Here is a 20,384-nt window from a genome sequence, read left to right as displayed (position 1 = left end):
TAATGAAGAAGATCCTCTCTAATCTGATGCTGCTTACGGCGGTATTGGCAGCCAATTTTATGTATTCGTTTGGTGTTACAGGACACCGTGTAGTTGCTGAAATCGCAGAAAACCATCTTTCAGGGAAAGCAAAAAGACATTTAAAAAAGATAATCGGCGACCAGAAACTCGCCTACTGGGCCAACTGGCCGGATTTTATAAAGTCTGATACCACGGGAGTCTGGAAACATACCGACCAGTGGCATTACGTGAACATCAGTCCGCAGGATAATTTCAAATCCTTTTCCGACAGTCTGCAGGTGCAGACCGGGCCAAATCTCTACACGCAGATCAAAACACTTTCTGCTCAGATTAAAGATATAAACACACCAGCTAAAGACAGGGAAATCGCTTTGCGCTTTCTCATTCACCTCGTTGGAGATTCGTCTCAGCCGATGCATGTTGGCCGTGCAGAGGATTTGGGCGGAAACAGAATAAAAATAAAGTTTTTCGGTGAAAACACGAATCTGCATTCCCTTTGGGACTCCAAGCTTATCGATTTTCAGAAATACAGTTATTCTGAATATTCGGCACTTTTGGACGTGAAATCCAAAGAAGAAGTAAAACAGATTCAGGCGGGAACTCTTGAAGAATGGTTATACGACAGCCACCAAAGCGCAAACAGAATTTATGCGAATACGGTGATGGACGTATCTTACGCCTACGATTACAATTATAAATTCGCAGATTTAATGGAACGCCAACTTTTATACGGCGGGCTGAGATTGGCTAAGATTCTCAACGATATATTATAGGAGTCTTTCTTTCAGATTTTCGAAAGCAATTTTATCGACAGGCAATATAAATGGATTCTCATCTGTATGGATGGGAATCCATTCTGTTTTTTCGATACACGGATCCATGATAAGAAAATCATTTTCATCGATGATTTCAACCAGATAATATATGGTTAAAAGCTGTTCATTTTCCCGGAACCGTGATACAACAAAATCTTCCTGTGTATAAAGGTGTGCCAGGACATTGATTTTAACATTCAGTTCCTCTTCAAATTCGCGGTGCAGACAGTCCAAAACTCCTTCTCCGAATTCAAGCCCGCCGCCTGGTAGTTTCATCAGCTGTTCACCCGCATACTCCTCATGCAGTACCAAAACTTTTCCGTCTTTGACAGCGGTGGCGTAAACGCGGATATTTAATTTATCAATCATGTTTTGCATTTAGATGAAAACAAAGTTAAGAAATTCGGTCAATTATTTTACTTCTCAGGCTTCAGTCAGCTTTATAGCATTGATCATCTCTCTTTTTCCCGGCGGACCGGCTTTTTTCTCTACTTTAAAATTGAGCGCTTCTAAAATCCTTCTCACACTGCCTTTGGAGGAGTAGGTGGTAAGCAGCCCTCCGCTTTTCATCTTTTCTGAAACCATCTGGAATAATGGTTTTTCCCATAAATCCGGCTGTACTCTTGCCCCGAAGCAGTCGTAGTACACCAAATCAATATTTGGCAACTTTAGGTCTTTAAGCTCAAAAAAATCACAATGATATTTTGTGAAGAAGAAATTGGGCAAAAGTTCAATGGTTTTGTTCCATTCACACTGGTGTAATTTTTTGTTGTATTCCTTAATAATTGCTTCGTCAAAAAATGAATCGTAAGCTAATTCTAAAATTTCATCTTCATTTACGGGGTATTTTTCGATGGTGAAGTACTCAATAACATGATTTTTATCAGTTTTCAAAAATTCATCAATTGTCACTAAAACATTCAGTCCTGTTCCAAAACCCAGTTCTAAAATATTAATTTCACAATTATTGACTAGTTTTAGTCCATTATTTATAAATACATGTCGCGCTTCCTGTAAAGCACCATGATGGGAGTGGTAATTCTCATTTAATTCATTGATATATAGCGTTTTGCTTCCGTCTGAAGTTGTTCTTATCTCTCTTCTCATCTCATTTTTTTTCAAAATTAATTTAAAATTTTGATATTAGAAAAATTATATTAAATTTGTAGAACATCAAAAAAAATTTTTAATATGATAATTCAAAAATCTACCAATCCGAGAATTTCAACCTTTGATCCTGAAAATTTTTCGTTTGGCAATACTTTTATCGACCACATGATTATCTGTGAATACGAAGACGGTATATGGGGCGATGTTAAATTGGTTCCTTATGGCCAGTTGCCATTTTCACCTGCAATGATGGGGGTAAATTACGGACAGGCTTGTTTCGAGGGAATGAAAGCTTATAAGGATAAGGATGGTCAGGTTTTTCTTTTCCGTCCGGAGAAGAATTTCGCAAGAATAAATAAATCTGCAAGCCGGCTTGCAATGCCCGAAGTTACTGAGGAAATGTTCATTGAAGGACTGAAAGCCCTGGTAGATATAGACCGCGCATGGATCCCGCAGGGTGAGGGAATGTCTTTATATATCCGTCCGCTTATTTTTGCAACTGAGGAAGCGCTGAAAGCAAGAATTTCCAATAAATATATGTTTGCAATCGTAGCAACACCGGCAAAAAGTTATTATTCAGAACCGGTTTCTGTACTGATTTCAGATTTTTATTCAAGAGCTGCAAACGGTGGAGTTGGTTCTGCAAAAGCGGCAGGAAATTACGCTGCATCTTTCTATCCAACCCAATTGGCTATCGAACAAGGTTATGAGCAGATCATCTGGACAGATGATGCGACACATGAATATTTTGAGGAAAGTGGTACCATGAATGTTTTCGTAAGAATTAATGATACAATATATACTCCGCCTACCTCCGAAAAAATTCTTGATGGGGTTACCCGCGACAGCTTTATACAGTTGGCAGAAAGAAGAGGAATTGAACTCAAAGTTGAGCCGGTTGCAGTGAAAACAGTAATTGAAGCGCAAAAGAACGGTACGCTGAAAGAAGTTTGGGGAGTGGGAACCGCAGTAGTAACTACAGTTTTCAAAGCCTTAGGTTACAACGGAGAAAAACTAAACCTTCCAAGCCTTTCTCTTGAAGAAAGTTTTGCATTAACCCTGCAGAAAGACCTTGTTGACATTCAGACTAATAAAGTTGAAGATCCTTTCGGATGGAGAGTTTTGGTTGAAAAGAAGATTTTGGAAACTGTTTAATCTCCATTAAAATAGTAGAAGAGAGCCGGGAAAAATTCAATCCCGGCTTTTTCGTTTGAGCATTTGGTGCGAATTCCTTATTTTCGCAAAGTATTTATGAAAAAATTCATCCTGATATCATCCTTACTGCTCATTGGCTGTGCGCAGAATCAGCAGGCGCATCCGCCGGTTGGTGGAATTCTGAGTGAAAAAGATCTGAATACTTCCAAAAACCGGGCGAAAAACTTAAATCAGACAGAAAGAGCACAAATTCAGGACTGGATCAAAAGCCAGCAGGAAAAATTCTATCCGATGAGTCTGAATTATTGGGTAAATATTGATAATCTGCAGCAGAATCAAAGAAAAAACGATGGTGACAGTATATCGTATGAATATGAAATATATGATTTTGATTTGGTAAAGCTTTATGATCAACCCAAAAAAAATAGTAATGTTCAGTTTGGCCGGTTTGAGGAACTGAAAGCGGTGGAAGATGCCCTGCGGTATTTGAATAAAAATCAGGAGGCGACCTTGCTAGTGCCTTCTGTGCTTGGTTTCGGTACTTATGGAGATAATGATAAAATCCCGAATGATATGCCTTTAATCATCAAAATAAAAGTACTTTAAAATCAAATAAATGCTAAAGAAAAATTTTTTAATCGCAATAGCAGCGATATCGCTGACGAGTTGCACTCCAATTTATAAAAAAATGAACGTAGACAAAGAAACTTACGAAGGACTGAAAGATGGCCTTTACGCAAATTTCCAAACTTCCAAAGGAAATATGATTGTGAAATTCGAAGACAAGAAAGCGCCGGTAACCGTAGCGAATTTTGTTGGTTTGGCTGAAGGAAAAATTGAAAATAAATCAAAAGCCAAAGGAGTTCCTTTTTATGACGGAACCATTTTCCACCGAGTGATTAAAGATTTTATGATTCAGGGGGGTGATCCCAAAGGAACCGGAATGGGTGATCCGGGTTACAAATTTGATGACGAGAAAAACGATCTTCAGCACACAGGTAAAGGAATTCTCTCAATGGCGAATTCGGGACCGAACACGAACGGATCTCAGTTTTTCATTACAGAAGTGGCAACACCGTGGCTTGATGGTAAGCATACGATTTTCGGATCTGTTGTAAATGGCGTTGAAGTGATTGATGCGATTGCTAATGTAGAAAAAGGTGCACAGGATAAACCTAAAACTGATGTTGTTTTAGAAAAGGTCGCAGTATTCACCAAAGGTGATGAATATAAAAACTACGATGCTGCTTCAATTTTTAATGACGGTAAAGGAAAGATTCAGGAAAATAACAAAGCGGTTATGAACCAGATAGAAGCAGACAAAAAGAAAAAAGCGGAAGAATTTGCTGCCAATCAGCAAAAACTTGTAGATGATTTAAAAGCGGAAATGCAGTCAACTACATCAGGGCTTTATTATAAAATTACCAAAGCCACTAACGGTGCAGCACCACAGCGTGGAGAGGAAGTTGCAGTGCATTACGCAGGTAAACTTGTGGATGGCAGCGAGTTTGATTCTTCCTTTAAGAGAAACCAGCCAATCGATATTCCTATCGGTGTGGGTCAGGTTATTAAAGGTTGGGACGAAGGAATTATGCTGTTGAAAGAAGGGGAAACTGCGACATTATTAATCCCCTCTGAATTGGGTTACGGATCAGCAGGTGCGGGCGGAGTTATTCCTCCAAATGCATGGCTGATCTTCGATGTGGAACTGGTAAAAGTGAAAAGTAACGCTTCCAGATAAACGAAGATTCTACAGTTTTTAACTTAATCTTAAGAATTATATAATCGAACACTTCAATCTGAAGTGTTCTTTTTTTTTTGTGTATTTATAAACCGCTTTCTTCCTAAAAGCTTTATAGCATTGATTAATTTCATTAAGGTGCTAAAAAAATGTTTTTATACAAGTTTGTTCTTTTGTAGTTTATTTCTTAATAAATACAATTTACGATTAAAATATTTAATAAAAAAAGGTGTTTTGACGGTATTTTATTTTTGGGATTGTAGGTAACTTTATTTAACACAAAATACACAGGTGATGAGAAACAAATTTATTCTGGGAATGTCGTTAATTCTATTTACGATTTCGCATGCGCAGGTGGGCATCAATACCACCACACCCAATGGAGCTACTGTTTTAGACATCAATTCCAACGAAAAAGGAATCTTGGTGCCGCGTCTTACAGATTCGGAACGGGATACTAAACTCGCAGACAATGATCCGTTAACCGTTCCTCCAGCAGGAGTTGTAAACTTAAATTTGGCGGCAGGTACACTTATTTACAATACATCTGCAGACCGGTTTGAATTCTGGGACGGTCTAGTATGGAGGCAATTATTTGTAGCAACCAGTTCCGTAGCAGGGAATGATGGGGTGGTGAAAGTAGATTCAGGCGCAGGAGGGGTAAAACCCATGCTGAGTTTAGCAGGTGCAGGAAATACTTATGGTCCTCCTGTACAGGTTTTATATAGCACGCCGCTGACTTTTGCGGCAAGCCCTACTACCAGCTGGCCTGAAACCACAGTTCCATACCCGGGTGTAACAGCCAATATTTATTCGGGTGCAACTGCTGCAACACAGCGCTGGAGAGAAAATCTGATCATGGGACAGGTACACATATGGAGGGTTATTGCTACCGCCACTGCCGGATCAAACTCAACAGGATCTCTTCTGGCAACCTTCAAAAATCCGGATTCAGGTTTTGAAATTAATTCCATTGCCCTGCTGCCTTCAGGATCCAGCGGTGTTCCCAAAGTTGTAACTTTTTATTTCTATACAATAGCAGACCCGCTCAGTATACCTGAAGCAACTAAAGGGTATCAGTTGTGGATGACCGCTGACCAGACGGTGTCAGTCCGGATCGACTCTATGACCAGAGTTTCACTGTTTAAAGACTAGTACGAGATGCAAAAAACGATAACTAATAACGACTCAATATAAACACAATTTATGAGAAGAAAAGAAGATGCTGAAAATGCATCTTCTTTTTTATACCACTTTTTCACCGCAGATTTTGCAGTATCGTGCATCGTCATCAATATCATCGTTCCCGCATCGGCCGCAGACCTTTTCAAGATTTTGTCTTTTGTTCCTCATTTCGGCGGTCACAATTCCGGTTGGTACTGCGATGATAGAGTAACCGGCAAGCATCAGAAGTACAGAGAGGAATTTTCCCAGTGGGGTGCCGGGCGAAACATCACCGTATCCTACCGTAGTTACCGTTACCACTGCCCAGTAAATACTTTGCGGAATGCTCTCGAATCCTTCTCGGTGACCTTCCACCATAAACATTAGTGATCCTACGATAACACAGAATATCACTAGGAACAGAAGAAAAATATAAATTTTTCGTGAACTGTGTTTCAGTGCTCTCACGATGAAATACCCATCGTTCATAAAGTCCAGGAGATTGAAAATCCGGAATACTCTGAGCATTCTCAGCATTCTTAAAATCAGAAAATACTTCGTAATCGGGAAAAACAGACTCAGATAAAAAGGAAGTATGGCGAGAAAATCAATAATTCCGAAAAAACTGAAAATATATGCTTTCTTATTTTTAATCGTGAGAATCCTTAAAACGTATTCAACAGTAAAGAAAGCGGTAATGATGATTTCAAGAATTACAAATAGAAGGTGCAGTTTCGCATCGAAAATCTGAACACTTTCCATCATGACGATAAATGTGCTCAAAAGAATGAGGAGCAAAAGAACAAGGTCGAAAAGTTTCCCTAGTTTTGTATCCGAGAGAAAAATAATTCGGTAGACCTGACGTTTCCATTTTGTTCGCTCAGATATGAAGTCATGTTCCTTTTCCATAGGTTTATTCACGATTAAAATTAAAGAAATAATTCTTATTTTCGCTACAAACTTAAGAAAATGACGGTAAAAGAGGCTATTTCTCAAATAGAAAAGAAAATCCAGATCCAGCAGGCAGAGGATTTTGATAATGTAGGACTTCTATGCGGAAATCTGCAGCGGGAAGTTACAGGAATTCTGGTTTGTCATGATGCTATGGAAAATGTTGTGGAAGAAGCTATTTCAAATAAACAAAATTTAATCGTCACTTTTCACCCCATTATTTTCTCCGGGCTAAAATCGATAACAGGAAAGAATTATGTTGAACGTGCGGTTTTGAAAGCAATTGAAAATAAAATTGCGATTTATGCCATCCACACTGCGTTCGATAATGATTATTTCGGGGTAAATTTCAGAATCTGCGAAGAGTTGGCGTTACAGGATCAAAAGGTGTTGATGCCTAAGTCACAGAACCTGAAAAAACTGGAAGTCTACGTGCCGGAAGATCACGCTGAAATACTTAAAGAAGCACTTTTTGAGGCTGGAGCGGGCAATATAGGTTTTTATGACGAATGCAGTTTTTCGGTAAATGGTAATGGGACATTCAGACCCATGGAGGGTTCCAATCCATTTTCGGGAACCCAAAATATCCGTGAAAATGCTCAGGAAAAACTTATTTCTGTAATTTTTGAAAATTTTAAACAGCGTAAGATCATCGATGCAATGAAAAATGCACATCCCTACGAAGAAGTCGCTTACCAAATCATCTCGCTCGAAAACGAGAATCAGTATTCCGGACTTGGAAGATTTGGCGACCTTAAAACAGAAATGGATGAAACTGATTTTCTGAAGTTTGTAAAGGAAAAATTCCTTTTGAAGGTCATTCGCCACTCACCTTTGAACAGCAGAAAAATTAAAAGAGTAGGGGTGCTGGGCGGAAGTGGCGCGAGCGGAATCCAAGCGGCGCTTTCTCAGCAATGCGATGCATATCTCACAGGCGATGTAAAGTATCATGATTTTTTTAAGAGTGAAGATAAAATGCTCATTTGCGACATCGGTCATTTTGAGTCCGAACAATTTGTAACCCAACAATTAATTGAGATTTTATCGGAAATTTTTCCTAAATTTGCAGTCTCAAAATCTGTTGAGAAAACAAATCCTGTAAATTATTTTTTATAAAAATATGGCTAAAAAAACTGTAGAAATCTCTGTTGAAGATAAGTTAAGGGCGCTTTACGACTTGCAAATCATCGATTCAAGATTAGACGAGATCCGCAACACAAGAGGTGAATTACCGATTGAAGTTGAGGATTTAGAAATTGAAATCGAAGGTCTGGAAAAAAGAGCCGAGAAGTTTCAAACTGAAATCAAAGAACAGAATGATGAAATCAGCACGAAGAATGAAGTGATTAATCACGCTAAAACTTTGATCGACAAATACAAAGCTCAACAGGAAACTGTTAGAAATAATAAGGAATTTGAAGCCTTAGAAAAAGAAATTGAATTCCAGGATCTTGAAATTCAGCTGGCTGAAAAGAGAATTAAAGAATTCGGTGTAAAAATCGCGCACAAAAACGAAACTTTTGAGGAACTGAACAACAAAATCAGTGAATTGAAGAATCACCTTAAATTCAAGAAAGAAGAGCTTGAAAATCTGGTTGCAGAAACACAGAAAGAAGAGGATTTCTTAATCGAAAAATCTAAGGAATTTGCTAAGAATATCGACGAAAGATTATTGGCTTCTTACCAGAGAATCCGCACCAATTCACCAACAGGTTTAGCGGTTGTAGGTCTGGAAAGAGGTGCGCCGAAAGGATCATTCTTTACGTTGCCTCCACAGAAACAGATGGAAATCGCGCAGAGAAAGAAAATCATCATTGACGAACACAGCGGAAAAATCCTTGTTGACGATGACATGGTTAACGAAGAAAACGAAAAAATGAAAGATATTATTAAATTCTAATAAATCTTCATCAAAAATAAAAAGGTTCGGAATTTCCGAACCTTTTTTTTTATTTCTGGTAACAGGTGTAATTAACCTACAACTGCTTCTTCAAGACAAACTTTAATTCTGTTCATTGCATCCTTCAGTTCTTTTTCTGAAGCAGCATAAGAAAAGCGGATACAGTTCGGGTTGCCGAAAGACACACCACCAACTGTTCCCACATAAGCATTTTCGAGAAGAAACATCGCGAAATCATCGGCGTTTTCAATCTCAGTTCCGTTCAGTTTTTTACCGATGTAGAACGAGATATCCGGGAAGAAATAAAAGGCAGCTTCCGGATAATTCACTTTAAATCCAGGAATTTCTTTCATCAGATTGTACACGATATCTCTCCTTTTTTGAAATTCGTCGATCATGTAACGGTACTCCGAAGGATCAGTTTTCAGGGCGGTTACCGATGCTTTCTGTGCCATCGTATTGGCGCCGCTCGTCATCTGTCCCTGGATTTTTTCACAGCCTTCCGCAAGCCATTTCGGACATGCAGAATAACCGATTCGCCAGCCTGTCATTGCAAACGCTTTCGACATTCCGTTAATCACCGCGGTCTGTTCATAGACCTGTGGAAATTCGGCAATAGAAGTATGTTTACCGTCGTAATTGATATATTCATAAATCTCATCGGAGATAATAGTGATTTGTGGATGTTTCGCCACAACATCTGCAATTTTTTCGAGTTCCTCGTAGGTATAAACGCTTCCGGAAGGGTTGCACGGTGAACTGTAAAGTAAAACCTTTGTTTTTGGAGTGATGGCTTTTTCTAGCTGTTCTGCGGTCATTTTAAACTCGCCTTCGATGGAAGTTTCCACAAAAACTGATGTTCCGCCCATCATTTTTACCATTTCATCGTAACTTACCCAATATGGCGCGGGCAGAATAACTTCATCACCGTCATTAAGCACAGATGCCAGAACATTTAAAATAGACTGTTTTGCTCCATTTGACACACAAATCTGGGAGGGTAGATAATTCAGGTTATTGTCGCGTTTCAGTTTTTCACAGATTGCCTGCCTTAAATCTAAAAATCCCGGAACCGGCGAGTAGTGGCTGAAATTATTATTAATGGCTTCAAAAGCGGCTTCCTTAATGTTTTTTGGTACGTCGAAGTCGGGTTCGCCGAGGGTTAAACTGATGACATCGAGACCATTGGCTTTCATTTCCCGAACTTTGTTGCTCATTACAAATGTTTGCGAAAAGCTCATTCTGCTAAGCCTTTCAGAGTGTTTTTCCATAATCATTCTTAATAAACTCAAAGATAATTTTTTTCTGCAAGGTTCTGAACTTGTTTTTTTAAATTTGTGGAAATTTAAATAAAATGCCTGCTGAACTTATTGAAAAGTATTTTCCGAACCTTACCGAACAACAGAAAGAACAGTTTAGTAAACTGCAAGAACTCTACGGGGAATGGAACGAAAAAATAAATGTGATTTCCCGAAAAGATATGGATTCACTTTATGAAAAACATATTCTGCACTCGCTTGGAATCGCCAAAGTCATGGAATTTGCACCCAATACAAAAGTTCTGGATATCGGAACCGGCGGCGGTTTTCCCGGGATTCCGCTGGCAATCCTATTTCCCGATTCGCACTTTACGCTGATTGATTCAATTGGTAAAAAGATCACTGTAGTGAAGGAAGTTTCTCAGGGGATCGGTCTGAAGAATGTCACTGCAATCCATGGCCGGGCGGAAGATCTAAAGGAGAAGTTTCATTTTGTGGTAAGCAGGGCGGTAACACAGATGCCGGTTTTCCTCCGTTGGTTAAAAGGAAAATTCGAAAAAGAGCAGTTCAATCCGAAGCACAACGGTGTTTTATATTTAAAAGGCGGCGATTTGTCTGAAGAACTTGCAGGTATGAAAGCTGAAATTTTCAGTCTTCATAAATTTTTCGAAACAGAATTTTTCGAAACCAAAAAAGTGGTATATTTATCAAAAGGAAATTTCAATTCTTAATTCATTAGATTAAAGTAATTATTGTTACTGTTTCACTAATAAATTTTACTTTTATGAAAACAATATTCAAATCAATTTTTGCCGCTGTTTTACTATTCGGTTTAGCGAGTTGTAATGACCGGCTAGAGGGCGATGAAATCACCAGCACCGAACCTCTAAAAATCGACAGTGTGAAAATCGCACAGGATACGATGGATATTTACAGTACGCAGACGATCAAAACCTACTCGCAGTTCAGTACGCAATGCGAGGGCTTTTACGGCTACGATTATCAGCATACTGCACCGCTTGAGCGTAAAGTGATTACCTATAAATTTAAAACATCTGCCAGTTGCGGTGAAATGGCGACCAGAACTTCTCAAATTAATTTCCGGCCTCAGGAAACAGGAACTTATCTTTTTAAATTCTGGACCGGCAAAGATGCAGCCGGCGCAAATACATGGATTGAACGGACAATCGTAGTTGAATAAACACAGATCAGTATATCATTTTTAAACATCAGGATTATAAGATTTTCCTGATGTTTTTTTATGGAATTTTTCTTAATTTACATCTTTATATTCTTTATGAAATTTCTTGATAAAATCGTCACCGAACTTCTCGCCCAAAATTCAGATCTGTCGGAATTCAATATTGTGCTTCCAGGTAAAAGACCTGTGGTTTTCATTAAAAAAATCCTCAAAGAAAAGCAGTATTCGGGCTTTCTACCCAACTTTTTCACCGTAGAAGATTTAATTAAAAATCTCTCGGGTAAGCAACCTATTCAGGGGATTTCGATGTGGCTTTTTTCCTTCGGGGTTTACCGGGACCTGCATCCAGACGAAGATTTTTCTAACTTCCTGAAATGGTTTCCTACGCTTTTGAAGGATTGGGATGATATCTTAAAGTTTTCCGAAAGCGACCAGCAGGTTCTGGAATACATGTTCGACGAGGAAAGAATCAAAAACTGGTCCGAAAATCTGGGAGAATCCGACGATACTCCAAGAAAGAGATTTCTCAATTTCTGGCAGAAAATGACGGTATTTCTTCCGCTCCTGAAGATGAAGCTCAGCGAGAGAAATTGGGCAACACCGGGAATGATTCACGAATCTGCAAAAAATAAAGTTGAAGGTTTTGCACAAAATACTGATGAAAAATTTGTCTTCTGCGGCTTTAATGCGTTTACTCCTGTAGAGGAAAAACTGGTTAAAAGTCTTTTGCAGTGGGATAAAGCGCAGTGTTTTTTTCAGGCGGATGAGTATTATGTGAATGATGAAAGACAGGAAGCAGGAAAATTCCTGCGGAGCCATAAAACCTGGAAAGAATTTAATGAGAGCCGGCCTTTCAGTTGGATGGAGAATGATTTTGCGCAGGCAAAAAAGATCAAAGTTTACGAAGTTTCCGGAAACATAACCCAGGCGAAAGTGCTGCCTGAGATTTTTAAAGAAATCAATCCAGAGGATCTGTTGAAAACTGCCGTTGTTTTACTCGACGAAAATTTGCTTCCTGCAACTTTAGATGCGATCAGCACGGTAGAATATCTTAACATCACCATGGGATTCCCGCTGAAAAATCTTGCGTTCAGCAATGCCATGAAAAAACTGTTTTATCTTCAGAAACAGCTTGAACAAAAGGATTCTTCCTATTACTATAATGATGTGCTTGCCGTTTTAGAAGAACTTCCGAACGGAGACGCAGACAGAAATATGATCTCGGTTTTCAAAGCGACAATTGAAGAAAGAAATATTGTTTATATATCCAAAAAACAGTTCTCAGATTTACTTTCTGATCTTTCTTATTTTCAGCTTTTTCAGAAACCGTCATCAGTGACTGAGTTTTTAGATTTGCTGATCAGTTATTGTTATGCGCTGAAATTCAGAGAACTGGATGATATTTTATATGAAAATATTGCTCACTTTGAAAAGAGTTTTAAGATCATTAAAAATCAGCTTTCGCCATATTCATTCCCTATAAATATGGAAACCCTGGAAGTGCTGATCAACCAGTTGGTGAGTTCTGAAGCTATTGATTTTCAGGGAGAACCGTTGGCCGGATTACAGGTGATGGGACTTTTGGAAACCAGACTTTTAAATTTTGAAAACATTATTTTACTCTCTGCCAACGAAGGAAAACTGCCGCTGGGTAATTCACAGAATACCTATTTGCCTTTTGACATCAGGAAACATTTTGGTTTGCATACGTTCTTAGAAAATGACGGAATTTATGCCTATCACTTTTACCGGTTGATTCAGGATTCGAGGAATGTCCATCTCCTTTTTAACGCTTTGGGTTCAGGGGTGAATACCGGTGAAAAAAGCCGTTTTATTACGCAAATCGAAATTGAAGATCCGTATCACCAACTTGAAAATATTATCATTGAAAACTCTTCAGATCCTATACGCCAGGAACCGATGCACATTAAGAAAACAGAGAAGGTCTTGGAGAAACTTGATGAATGGAAAAAGAAGGTTTCGGCCTCGCATCTTACTTCTTATATCTATAATCCAGTCGATTTTTACCTGACAAAAATCCTGAACACGCGGGAAGCCACTGAAATTGAAGAAGAACTCTCGCAGCGAAGTTATGGGAATTTGGTGCATTACGCCCTTCAGGATATATATGAAAAATTTATCGGTAAAAAGTTAACAGTTAATGATTTAGAGTTTTCGGATGAAGTTATTGTTAAAGTCATTAACCAAGCCATCGAAAAACTGAAACACCAAACTGAATTTTACGAAAAGGGAATGAATTTCATTCATAAATCCATCGCAGAAAGGGTAGTGCGGAGCGTCATCGAATATGATAAAAAATTGCTGGAAGAAGGAAACTCACTGGAGATATTAAGTGTGGAAGGTAATTTTGAGAATGTTGAATTTTTCCTGGATGAAGAAAAAACAAATCCGGTATATTTCTATGGTTTTATCGACCGTGTTGACCGCCTGAACGGAAATCTGAGGATTATCGATTTCAAAACTGCAAAAACTAAAAATCTTTCGATCTCAGCACCGAAAAAAGCGGAAGACGAAGAAAAGCTGGAAGAATTATTTTTCAGAGATGAATATAAGCAGGCGATGCAACTTTCAGTGTATGCTTATTCGGTTTTAAGCGCAGAAAAATATCCGGATAATTATCTGCAATGCGGAATCTGGAGTTTTGCTGAAGTAACAAAAGGAGTGCAGAATCTTCATCTTTTCGGAGAAAGAGAAATCTCGGAACAGCTTTTAGAAATTCCGATGAAATCTATTAAAAATGTAATTCTCGATATTCTTGATCCGCAACTGGAGTTTGTTGAAGAAGTGAAAGAAACGTGGGGAAATTAACTGAAAAAGCCTTCAGATTTCTGAAGGCTTTTTTTATAATATTTAAATCTCTATCCGAAGGCATTGATTCCTGTTACATCCATTCCTGTAATGAGTAAATGAATATCGTGGGTTCCTTCGTAAGTGATCACAGATTCTAAATTGGCCGCGTGACGCATCATCGGGAATTCTCCCATGATTCCCATTCCGCCAAGCATTTGTCGGGATTCTCTGGCAATATCAATCGCCATTTTTACGTTGTTTCGCTTCGCCATTGAAATCTGTGCAGGACTTGCTTTATGAGCATTTTTCAGGTTTCCTAACTGGAGGCAGAGCAACTGTGCTTTGGTGATTTCCGTTAAGAATTCAGCAATTTTTTTCTGCTGTAACTGGAAGGATGCAATGGGTTTTCCAAACTGTTTTCTTTCCTTGGAGTATTGAACAGCTGTACAGTAACAGTCTATTGCAGCGCCGATTACGCCCCATGAAATACCGTATCTTGCAGAATTTAGGCAGGAAAGCGGTCCTTTTAATCCAACTACTTTTGGTAACAGATTTTCTTTAGGAACTTTTACATTATTGAAAACCAGTTCACCGGTTTTGGAAGCACGCAGGCTCCATTTATTATGAGTTTCGGGAGTGGTAAATCCTTCGAAAGAACGTTCTACAATCAATCCCTGAACTTTTCCTTCTTCATTCTTTGCCCAGACAACGGCAATGTCACACAACGGCGCATTGGTAATCCACATTTTGGCACCGTTCAGCAAATAATGATCGCCTTTATCTTCGAAATGCGTTTCCATAGAACTCGGGTCAGAACCATGATTAGGTTCTGTAAGCCCAAAAGCGCCGATCATTTCACCTGAAGCTAAGTGGGGTAAATATTTATGTTTCTGTTCTTCTGAACCGTATTCGTTGATTGGGAACATGACGAGGGAACTCTGTACAGAAGCTGCGGAACGCACTGCAGAATCACCTCTTTCCAGTTCCTGCATAATAATTCCGTAGGAAATCTGGTCAAGACCTGAACCTCCGTATTCTTCAGGAATGTATGGCCCCAAAGCGCCGATTTTCCCTAATTCTTTCATCAGGCTGGGAATATCGGTGTGGTTCTGTGCCGCTTCATCTATTTTCGGCATTACAAAACTTTCAACCCAATCTCTTACCGATTGGCGGATTAACTTGTGTTCATCAGTTAAAAGTTCATCCATGAAGTAGTAATCCGGAATGGTTGTAAGCGGGTAGTATGACATAATTTTTATATTTGCCTAAAATTAGGATTTTTCGGAAAGGTGGCGAAATATTTCGGAAAATATTTAAGGAATCAATGTTTATTTTTTATCCACAAATTTGTAGAGATAAGGGGCTTTGTTGGCAGAACCGTCGAAGAATTTCTCCAGTCTTTCTAACGTATTAAGTGCCAGAATTTTCCGCTGAAAATTATTTCTCCGGAACTTCTCATCTAAAACTGTTTCATATACAGTCTGAAGTTCCTTCATCGTAAATTTTTCGGGAAGAAGATTACTCGCAACGATTTGTGTGTCGATGTTTTTCCGGATGTGCTGGAGCCCGCAATTAATAATTCTTTCATGATCGAAAGCCATTTTGGGAAGTTTATTCACTTCGAACCATTCGCAGGTTTCATTAAAAGTATCCGGAAAAGTATCGACCAGTGAAAAATCGATCAGGCTGCAGTATCCTACTGTAATAAAACGCTGAAAAATCCAGTGATCGGTTGGGACCTCAATATTTTTATTTTTAAGGAGGATCTGGTGAACATTGTTTTCGGTTCTGTTTTTCTCACCAAATGTGTGAAACTGTTCCAAAAAAATATCGGAAAGATGTGTTCTTTCGTAAAGCACCCGAAAAGCCGCCTCGTGTACGTCTTCATCATTAAAAACAAATCCGCCAGGCAAAGACCAGAGATCTAAATCATGGTATTTCAAAAGCAATACTTTGAGAATATCCTGATGAAAACCAAAGATTACACAATCTACCGAAATGTGCCGTACAAAGTCTTTGGTGTCGATGAGTTCCTGTAAATTCTGTTTGTTTTTTGAATCGTCTACTTTCATATTTAACAAAACTAACAATTATTTTCTTTTTTTGAGACAAAAGACCGGAAATAAATGAAACTTAGAAATAATAAACCAAAAACGGCTCCGGAAATAAATAGTGCATAGTAGCCACCATATTCAAATTCAAATACATAGGACATAATAATAGAACCCACCGAGCTGCCTAAGGAAGAGAAAATAACAATCAGACTGGTAAACAAATGAATTTCTGTCTTACCGATATTAGTGATCATTTGGGAGCTGATAACCGGATAAAGTGGTGAAAGAAACAATCCGATTAAGGGAAAAATATAAAGTGTAATCTGCAGATAACCGTTTGTTACCAATGCCTGGAATAAGAAAAGCATGCCCAGAATGGCTAAAGTACACCCAATAAAATATCTTGCCAGAGAAAAATGCTGAATAATCCGTGAGGTAATTATTCTCCCGATGTATGAAAACAAAGCCAAAAATGCCGAAGCCTGGAGCGCAAAGAAAGAATTCACATTCAGATGCTTTTTGTAAAAAGAAGGAAGCCAGGAATTGAAATTCTGTTCAATAAAAACAATTGCAAAAATAATCAGAAAGAAGAGAAGGTACTTTTTGCTGAAGAATTCTGTCACCTCACGAAATGAAAATAGTTTTGAACGGTCAGCATCTTTCCCAATTTGTGCGTTCAGCAGCAGTAAAATATTGATGACTGCCAAAAGAGCAATTATCCAGAACCCGAATTTCCAGTAATCAGCATATTCACTGGAAATAAGCCATCCAAAACCAATGTTTACCACGAAAATTCCAATCATAAATGAGGCCTCAACACTGCTCATGACTTTTGCCAGAGGAGTTTCTTCCAGAATATTATTCCTTAAAATTCCGTAAACCGAAATCTTAGCTACAGAAAAACTGATTCCTATAATGGCAAACCATAATTTAAAAAACCAGAAACCTCCGACAAACGGCAGTAGGAAACTGCAAACTGCAACAATAGTGAGGGAAAAAATTAAAGATATTTTGCTCCCAAAACGGTTGATAAAAATGGCTGCGAACAAAGAGACAATCGCAATTGGTAAATCTTTAAAAGCCTCAAGGAATCCTAAATTAGTGTATGAAATGTTTTCTTCAGAAAGCTGCAGAATGATAATTCCCATACAGTTCAAAACCATGGAAAAGATCAGAAAACTGATTTTAAGAGGAAGTGCAATCCTGGAATATTTTTGAATCATTTTAGAAAAATATGATTTTTTATTGCAGAGTTAATATTTGGGGAAGAAAATTTATTGTCTGTCTACGCATATTTAACTAAAATTAAGTATTTAAAGCCTCAAAAATAGAGGAAAAAATGAAATTAATTAAAAAAAAATTAATTGTATTGAAAAAAAGATTACATTTATTGTCTCAAATTGAGATAACAAAAACTATAAAAAATGAATTTAAATTATTCTAAAAGTCTCGGGTTAATCGCCGTACTTTATTTCACTTTTGGAGTTAACGCTCAGGTTTCAGATTCTTTAAAAGAAAAGAATATTGAAGAAGTAGTAGTGATTGGTTATGGATCTGTAAAAAAGAAAAATGCCACGAGTGCTATTGAGAACATTAAAGCTGACGTCTTCGAAAACCGCCCGATTTATAACGTTGGCCAGGCATTGCAGGGAAATGCCGCCGGGGTAAGCGTTATTCAGAATTCCGGTAAACCGGGACAATCCCTGAACGTGAAAATCCGTGGCAACAACTCCATTTCATCGGGGGTAAATCCTTTGTATGTGGTCGACGGAATCCAGACATTTGACATCAGTGGAATCAACACCGATGACATTGTAGATATGACAATCCTGAAAGATGCAACTTCCACTGCAATCTATGGCATCAGCGGTTCAGGAGGTGTTGTTATTATTACTACCAAAAGAGGAAAGGCTAACAAACCTCAATTGAATTTCAATGCGTATTGGGGAATATCTAACAAGGTAGACAACGTCGATGTTCTAAATCCGGAACAATACAAAACTCTGATATCCGAAATAAATCCGGCCTGGTTAAATACGATAAACGATCCTATGTATGCCGGAATTAATACGGATTGGAGAAAAGAAGTGTACCGTACGGGTTTCGATCAGAATTATAATGTAAACTACGCATTCGGAAACGAAAATGTAAGAGCCTATACGGCATTGGGATATCAGGGGATTACAGGTATCGTTTCTCCTTCAGATTTCGGAAGAACTTCTGCGAAAATAAATCTTGATGCAAAAGTTATCAACTGGTTGAAGGTAACTTCAAGTATAAATTACATCAATACAAGCTTAAACAATACATCGGATAATAATGCCGGAGCACAAGGTGGGGTAATCTTGTCTGCATTAACTACGCCTACTTTTATGCCTGCTTACGGCAGTCAGGTGAAAATAAGACCTACCGATTCGTCAGGTGAATATTTGAATGGCTACAAAGACGGACAATTTGCATTAAACCCTTTCACAGGAGGTTGGGAGAACCCGGTTTCTTTTATGAACAGGGAGTCCGACAGAACCAAAACTCAAAGATTTTTATCCAACTTGGGAATTGAGGTTAACCTTCTTAAAGATTTAGTTTGGAAGTCCAGCGTTTCCTTAGACCATATCAGCTCTACAAACGACAGATTCCTCGATCCGTACCGTTCGGAGTGGGGAAGACAACAGAAAGGAAGCGGTTCTGAAACAAATTTAACGTTCCAGGATTTCAACTTTGAAAATACGCTGAACTATACCTTGAAATCAGGAATCCATGATTTAGGGCTATTGGGAGGTTTCCAAATGCACGAGCGTAAGAATGATGGTCAGTATTATTGGGGAAGCCAGTTTGCAGATCCTTTACAGTCTCACTTTGTCTATGATGCCTCTAATCCGGCGCATGGAGAAATATACAGGAAAGAAGTTTTGAGAGAAGCATCATTCTTTGGTAGGGCCGTCTATACTTTGGCCAATAAGTATACAGTAATGGCTGTGTTCCGTGAGAATGGCAGCTCGGCGTTAGCAGATGATAAAAAGTGGGGATTCTTCCCGGGAGTATCTGCTTCGTGGAACATTGGAAACGAAGAATTCTTAGCAGATAATAATATAATATCTGAGCTGAAAGTAAGAGGTGGTTGGGGTAAGACAGGAAATGCTTCTGGAATACCTATCTATGCTCATTACAATTTGGAGAGACTTAATAAAGATGGAGGAAGCTGGTCTACTTATCAGTGGGGTAGTGATATAGGTTGGGAAGTTACGACTGATACCAATGTGGGAATAGATTTTGGCTTGGCTAACAACCGGATCAAATTTACAGCAGATTTCTATAAAAGAAAAACAGATGATCTGATTATGCCGATTACTATGGGATCTATAGGAAATATTCTGAGAAACGTAGGCTCCATGGAAAATAAAGGGATGGAATTTACCTTAAATACTGTAAATATTAAAAATGAAAATCTTACGTGGAACACCAATTTCAATATTTCATTTAATCAAAGTAAAGTCTTAGAACTTAAATGGATGCCAAATATTGATAAAGCCGGAATTCCGAGTGCAGGAAACTTAGTGAGATTCTCTGCAGGACAACCAATCAGTGCTTTCTATGGTTATCAGTTTGGCGGAGTAGACGCTGCTACAGGAGATATTATATATAAAGACCTTGATGGAAACGGTATGCTTAGTGCCGGTGACAGGACTTTTATAGGAGACCCAAATCCCGACTTTACGTTCGGATTTACGAACAATTTTTCGTACAAGAATTGGTATATGGATTTGCTGATAACAGGTTCTTATGGAAATGATATCTATAATGCATCCCGTTTCGAATTAGAAATGATGAATGATCACAAAAACCAGTCAACCAATGTACTGAACAGATGGATGAAACCTGGTGATATTACCGATGTACCAAGAGCATATGCAGCAAATTCAAAATTGGTGTCCGACCGATTTATCGAGGATGGCTCATTTATCAAGCTGAAAAGTGCAACATTGGGATATAATTTCAGTAATACGTTTAAAGGGATTAGTAAGCTTAATGTATACGTGACCGGTCAGAATTTATATACATGGACAGATTATACAGGATTCGATCCGGAAGTAAACGCATTTGCTTCTACCAATGGGGTATTGGGTATCGACTACGGAACTTATCCTCAGGTAAGAACATTCATTTTGGGACTAAAAGCTAATTTCTAATCATTAAAATTTACA

18 protein-coding genes are annotated in these 20,384 nt (G+C 38.5%); 11 read left to right on the top strand and 7 right to left on the bottom strand.

What is annotated here, in order from left to right:
* The first annotated feature begins 2 nt into the window (after positions 1-2).
* Positions 3-794, top strand: coding sequence for a S1/P1 nuclease (locus KTV93_RS01020; RefSeq protein ID WP_218249478.1), 792 nt, complete (start codon positions 3-5; stop codon positions 792-794).
* On the opposite strand, the gene KTV93_RS01015 is transcribed toward KTV93_RS01020, so the two are convergent.
* Positions 789-1,205: an NUDIX domain-containing protein gene (locus KTV93_RS01015; RefSeq protein ID WP_218249477.1), complete on the bottom strand. Its 417-nt coding sequence runs from the start codon at positions 1,203-1,205 to the stop codon at positions 789-791. The two genes, KTV93_RS01020 and KTV93_RS01015, sit on opposite strands and share 6 nt — an antisense overlap.
* 54 nt (positions 1,206-1,259) lie before the next feature.
* Positions 1,260-1,943 (bottom strand): tRNA (5-methylaminomethyl-2-thiouridine)(34)-methyltransferase MnmC2, encoded by a 684-nt coding sequence (gene mnmC2 / locus KTV93_RS01010; protein WP_218249476.1) that lies wholly within the window; start codon positions 1,941-1,943, stop codon positions 1,260-1,262.
* An 84-nt stretch (positions 1,944-2,027) separates the two neighbouring features.
* Between mnmC2 and KTV93_RS01005 the strand changes: the two genes are divergently transcribed.
* The 4 genes from KTV93_RS01005 (at position 2,028) to KTV93_RS00990 (ending at position 5,997) form a co-directional block, all read left to right on the top strand.
* Positions 2,028-3,101, top strand: coding sequence for a branched-chain amino acid aminotransferase (locus KTV93_RS01005; protein ID WP_218249475.1), 1,074 nt, complete (start codon positions 2,028-2,030; stop codon positions 3,099-3,101).
* A 96-nt stretch (positions 3,102-3,197) separates the two neighbouring features.
* Positions 3,198-3,707, top strand: coding sequence for an FKBP-type peptidyl-prolyl cis-trans isomerase (locus KTV93_RS01000; protein WP_218249474.1), 510 nt, complete (start codon positions 3,198-3,200; stop codon positions 3,705-3,707).
* A gap of 82 nt (positions 3,708-3,789) precedes the next feature.
* Positions 3,790-4,842 carry a peptidylprolyl isomerase gene (locus tag KTV93_RS00995; RefSeq protein WP_230259172.1) on the top strand — a complete coding sequence of 351 codons (1,053 nt, stop codon included), beginning with the start codon at positions 3,790-3,792 and terminating at the stop codon, positions 4,840-4,842.
* Between the two features lie 294 nt (positions 4,843-5,136).
* Entirely contained in the window at positions 5,137-5,997 is an 861-nt protein-coding gene (locus KTV93_RS00990; RefSeq protein ID WP_230259171.1) for a hypothetical protein, read from the top strand.
* A gap of 90 nt (positions 5,998-6,087) precedes the next feature.
* Here the strand turns inward: KTV93_RS00990 and KTV93_RS00985 are convergent, their stop codons facing one another.
* Complete coding sequence (locus KTV93_RS00985) at positions 6,088-6,915, bottom strand: ion transporter (RefSeq protein ID WP_218249472.1); 828 nt, start codon at positions 6,913-6,915, stop codon at positions 6,088-6,090.
* Positions 6,916-6,975: 60 nt separating this feature from the next.
* Here KTV93_RS00985 and KTV93_RS00980 point away from each other — a divergent pair, with 60 nt between their 5' ends.
* A complete protein-coding gene (locus KTV93_RS00980; RefSeq protein ID WP_218249471.1) occupies positions 6,976-8,073 on the top strand; it encodes a Nif3-like dinuclear metal center hexameric protein in 1,098 nt (365 codons plus the stop codon).
* 4 nt (positions 8,074-8,077) lie between these two features.
* The gene (locus KTV93_RS00975; protein WP_218249470.1) at positions 8,078-8,857 is read left to right on the top strand and encodes a zinc ribbon domain-containing protein; all 780 of its coding nucleotides are present in this window, start codon (positions 8,078-8,080) and stop codon (positions 8,855-8,857) included.
* A gap of 71 nt (positions 8,858-8,928) precedes the next feature.
* On the opposite strand, the gene KTV93_RS00970 is transcribed toward KTV93_RS00975, so the two are convergent.
* Complete coding sequence (locus KTV93_RS00970) at positions 8,929-10,128, bottom strand: pyridoxal phosphate-dependent aminotransferase (RefSeq protein ID WP_218250463.1); 1,200 nt, start codon at positions 10,126-10,128, stop codon at positions 8,929-8,931.
* 83 nt (positions 10,129-10,211) lie between these two features.
* Between KTV93_RS00970 and rsmG the strand changes: the two genes are divergently transcribed.
* The 3 genes from rsmG (at position 10,212) to KTV93_RS00955 (ending at position 14,146) form a co-directional block, all read left to right on the top strand.
* A complete protein-coding gene (gene rsmG / locus KTV93_RS00965) occupies positions 10,212-10,847 on the top strand; it encodes a 16S rRNA (guanine(527)-N(7))-methyltransferase RsmG (RefSeq protein WP_218249469.1) in 636 nt (211 codons plus the stop codon).
* Between the two features lie 53 nt (positions 10,848-10,900).
* Positions 10,901-11,317 (top strand): hypothetical protein, encoded by a 417-nt coding sequence (locus KTV93_RS00960; protein WP_218249468.1) that lies wholly within the window; start codon positions 10,901-10,903, stop codon positions 11,315-11,317.
* Positions 11,318-11,413: 96 nt separating this feature from the next.
* On the top strand, positions 11,414-14,146 hold the full coding sequence (locus KTV93_RS00955) for a PD-(D/E)XK nuclease family protein (protein WP_218249467.1): 2,733 nt from the start codon (positions 11,414-11,416) through the stop codon (positions 14,144-14,146).
* Between the two features lie 50 nt (positions 14,147-14,196).
* Here KTV93_RS00955 and KTV93_RS00950 read toward each other — a convergent pair whose 3' ends face one another.
* The 3 genes from KTV93_RS00950 to KTV93_RS00940 all read right to left on the bottom strand — a co-directional run bounded on the left by KTV93_RS00950 (position 14,197) and on the right by KTV93_RS00940 (position 17,405).
* On the bottom strand, positions 14,197-15,378 hold the full coding sequence (locus KTV93_RS00950) for an acyl-CoA dehydrogenase family protein (RefSeq protein ID WP_218249466.1): 1,182 nt from the start codon (positions 15,376-15,378) through the stop codon (positions 14,197-14,199).
* Between the two features lie 78 nt (positions 15,379-15,456).
* Positions 15,457-16,200, bottom strand: coding sequence for an NUDIX hydrolase (locus KTV93_RS00945; protein WP_218249465.1), 744 nt, complete (start codon positions 16,198-16,200; stop codon positions 15,457-15,459).
* A gap of 11 nt (positions 16,201-16,211) precedes the next feature.
* Positions 16,212-17,405 carry an MFS transporter gene (locus KTV93_RS00940; RefSeq protein ID WP_218249464.1) on the bottom strand — a complete coding sequence of 398 codons (1,194 nt, stop codon included), beginning with the start codon at positions 17,403-17,405 and terminating at the stop codon, positions 16,212-16,214.
* Between the two features lie 201 nt (positions 17,406-17,606).
* On the opposite strand from KTV93_RS00940, the gene KTV93_RS00935 reads away from it, so the two are divergent.
* On the top strand, positions 17,607-20,369 hold the full coding sequence (locus KTV93_RS00935; RefSeq protein ID WP_218249463.1) for a SusC/RagA family TonB-linked outer membrane protein: 2,763 nt from the start codon (positions 17,607-17,609) through the stop codon (positions 20,367-20,369).
* The last annotated feature ends 15 nt before the right edge of the window (positions 20,370-20,384 follow it).

The sequence above is a fragment of the Kaistella faecalis genome (assembly GCF_019195395.1).
GTDB classification, from domain to species: Bacteria; Bacteroidota; Bacteroidia; order Flavobacteriales; family Weeksellaceae; genus Kaistella; species Kaistella faecalis.
Note: the sequence above shows the minus strand (reverse complement) of the source record. Positions and strands in the feature narration are given on the sequence as shown.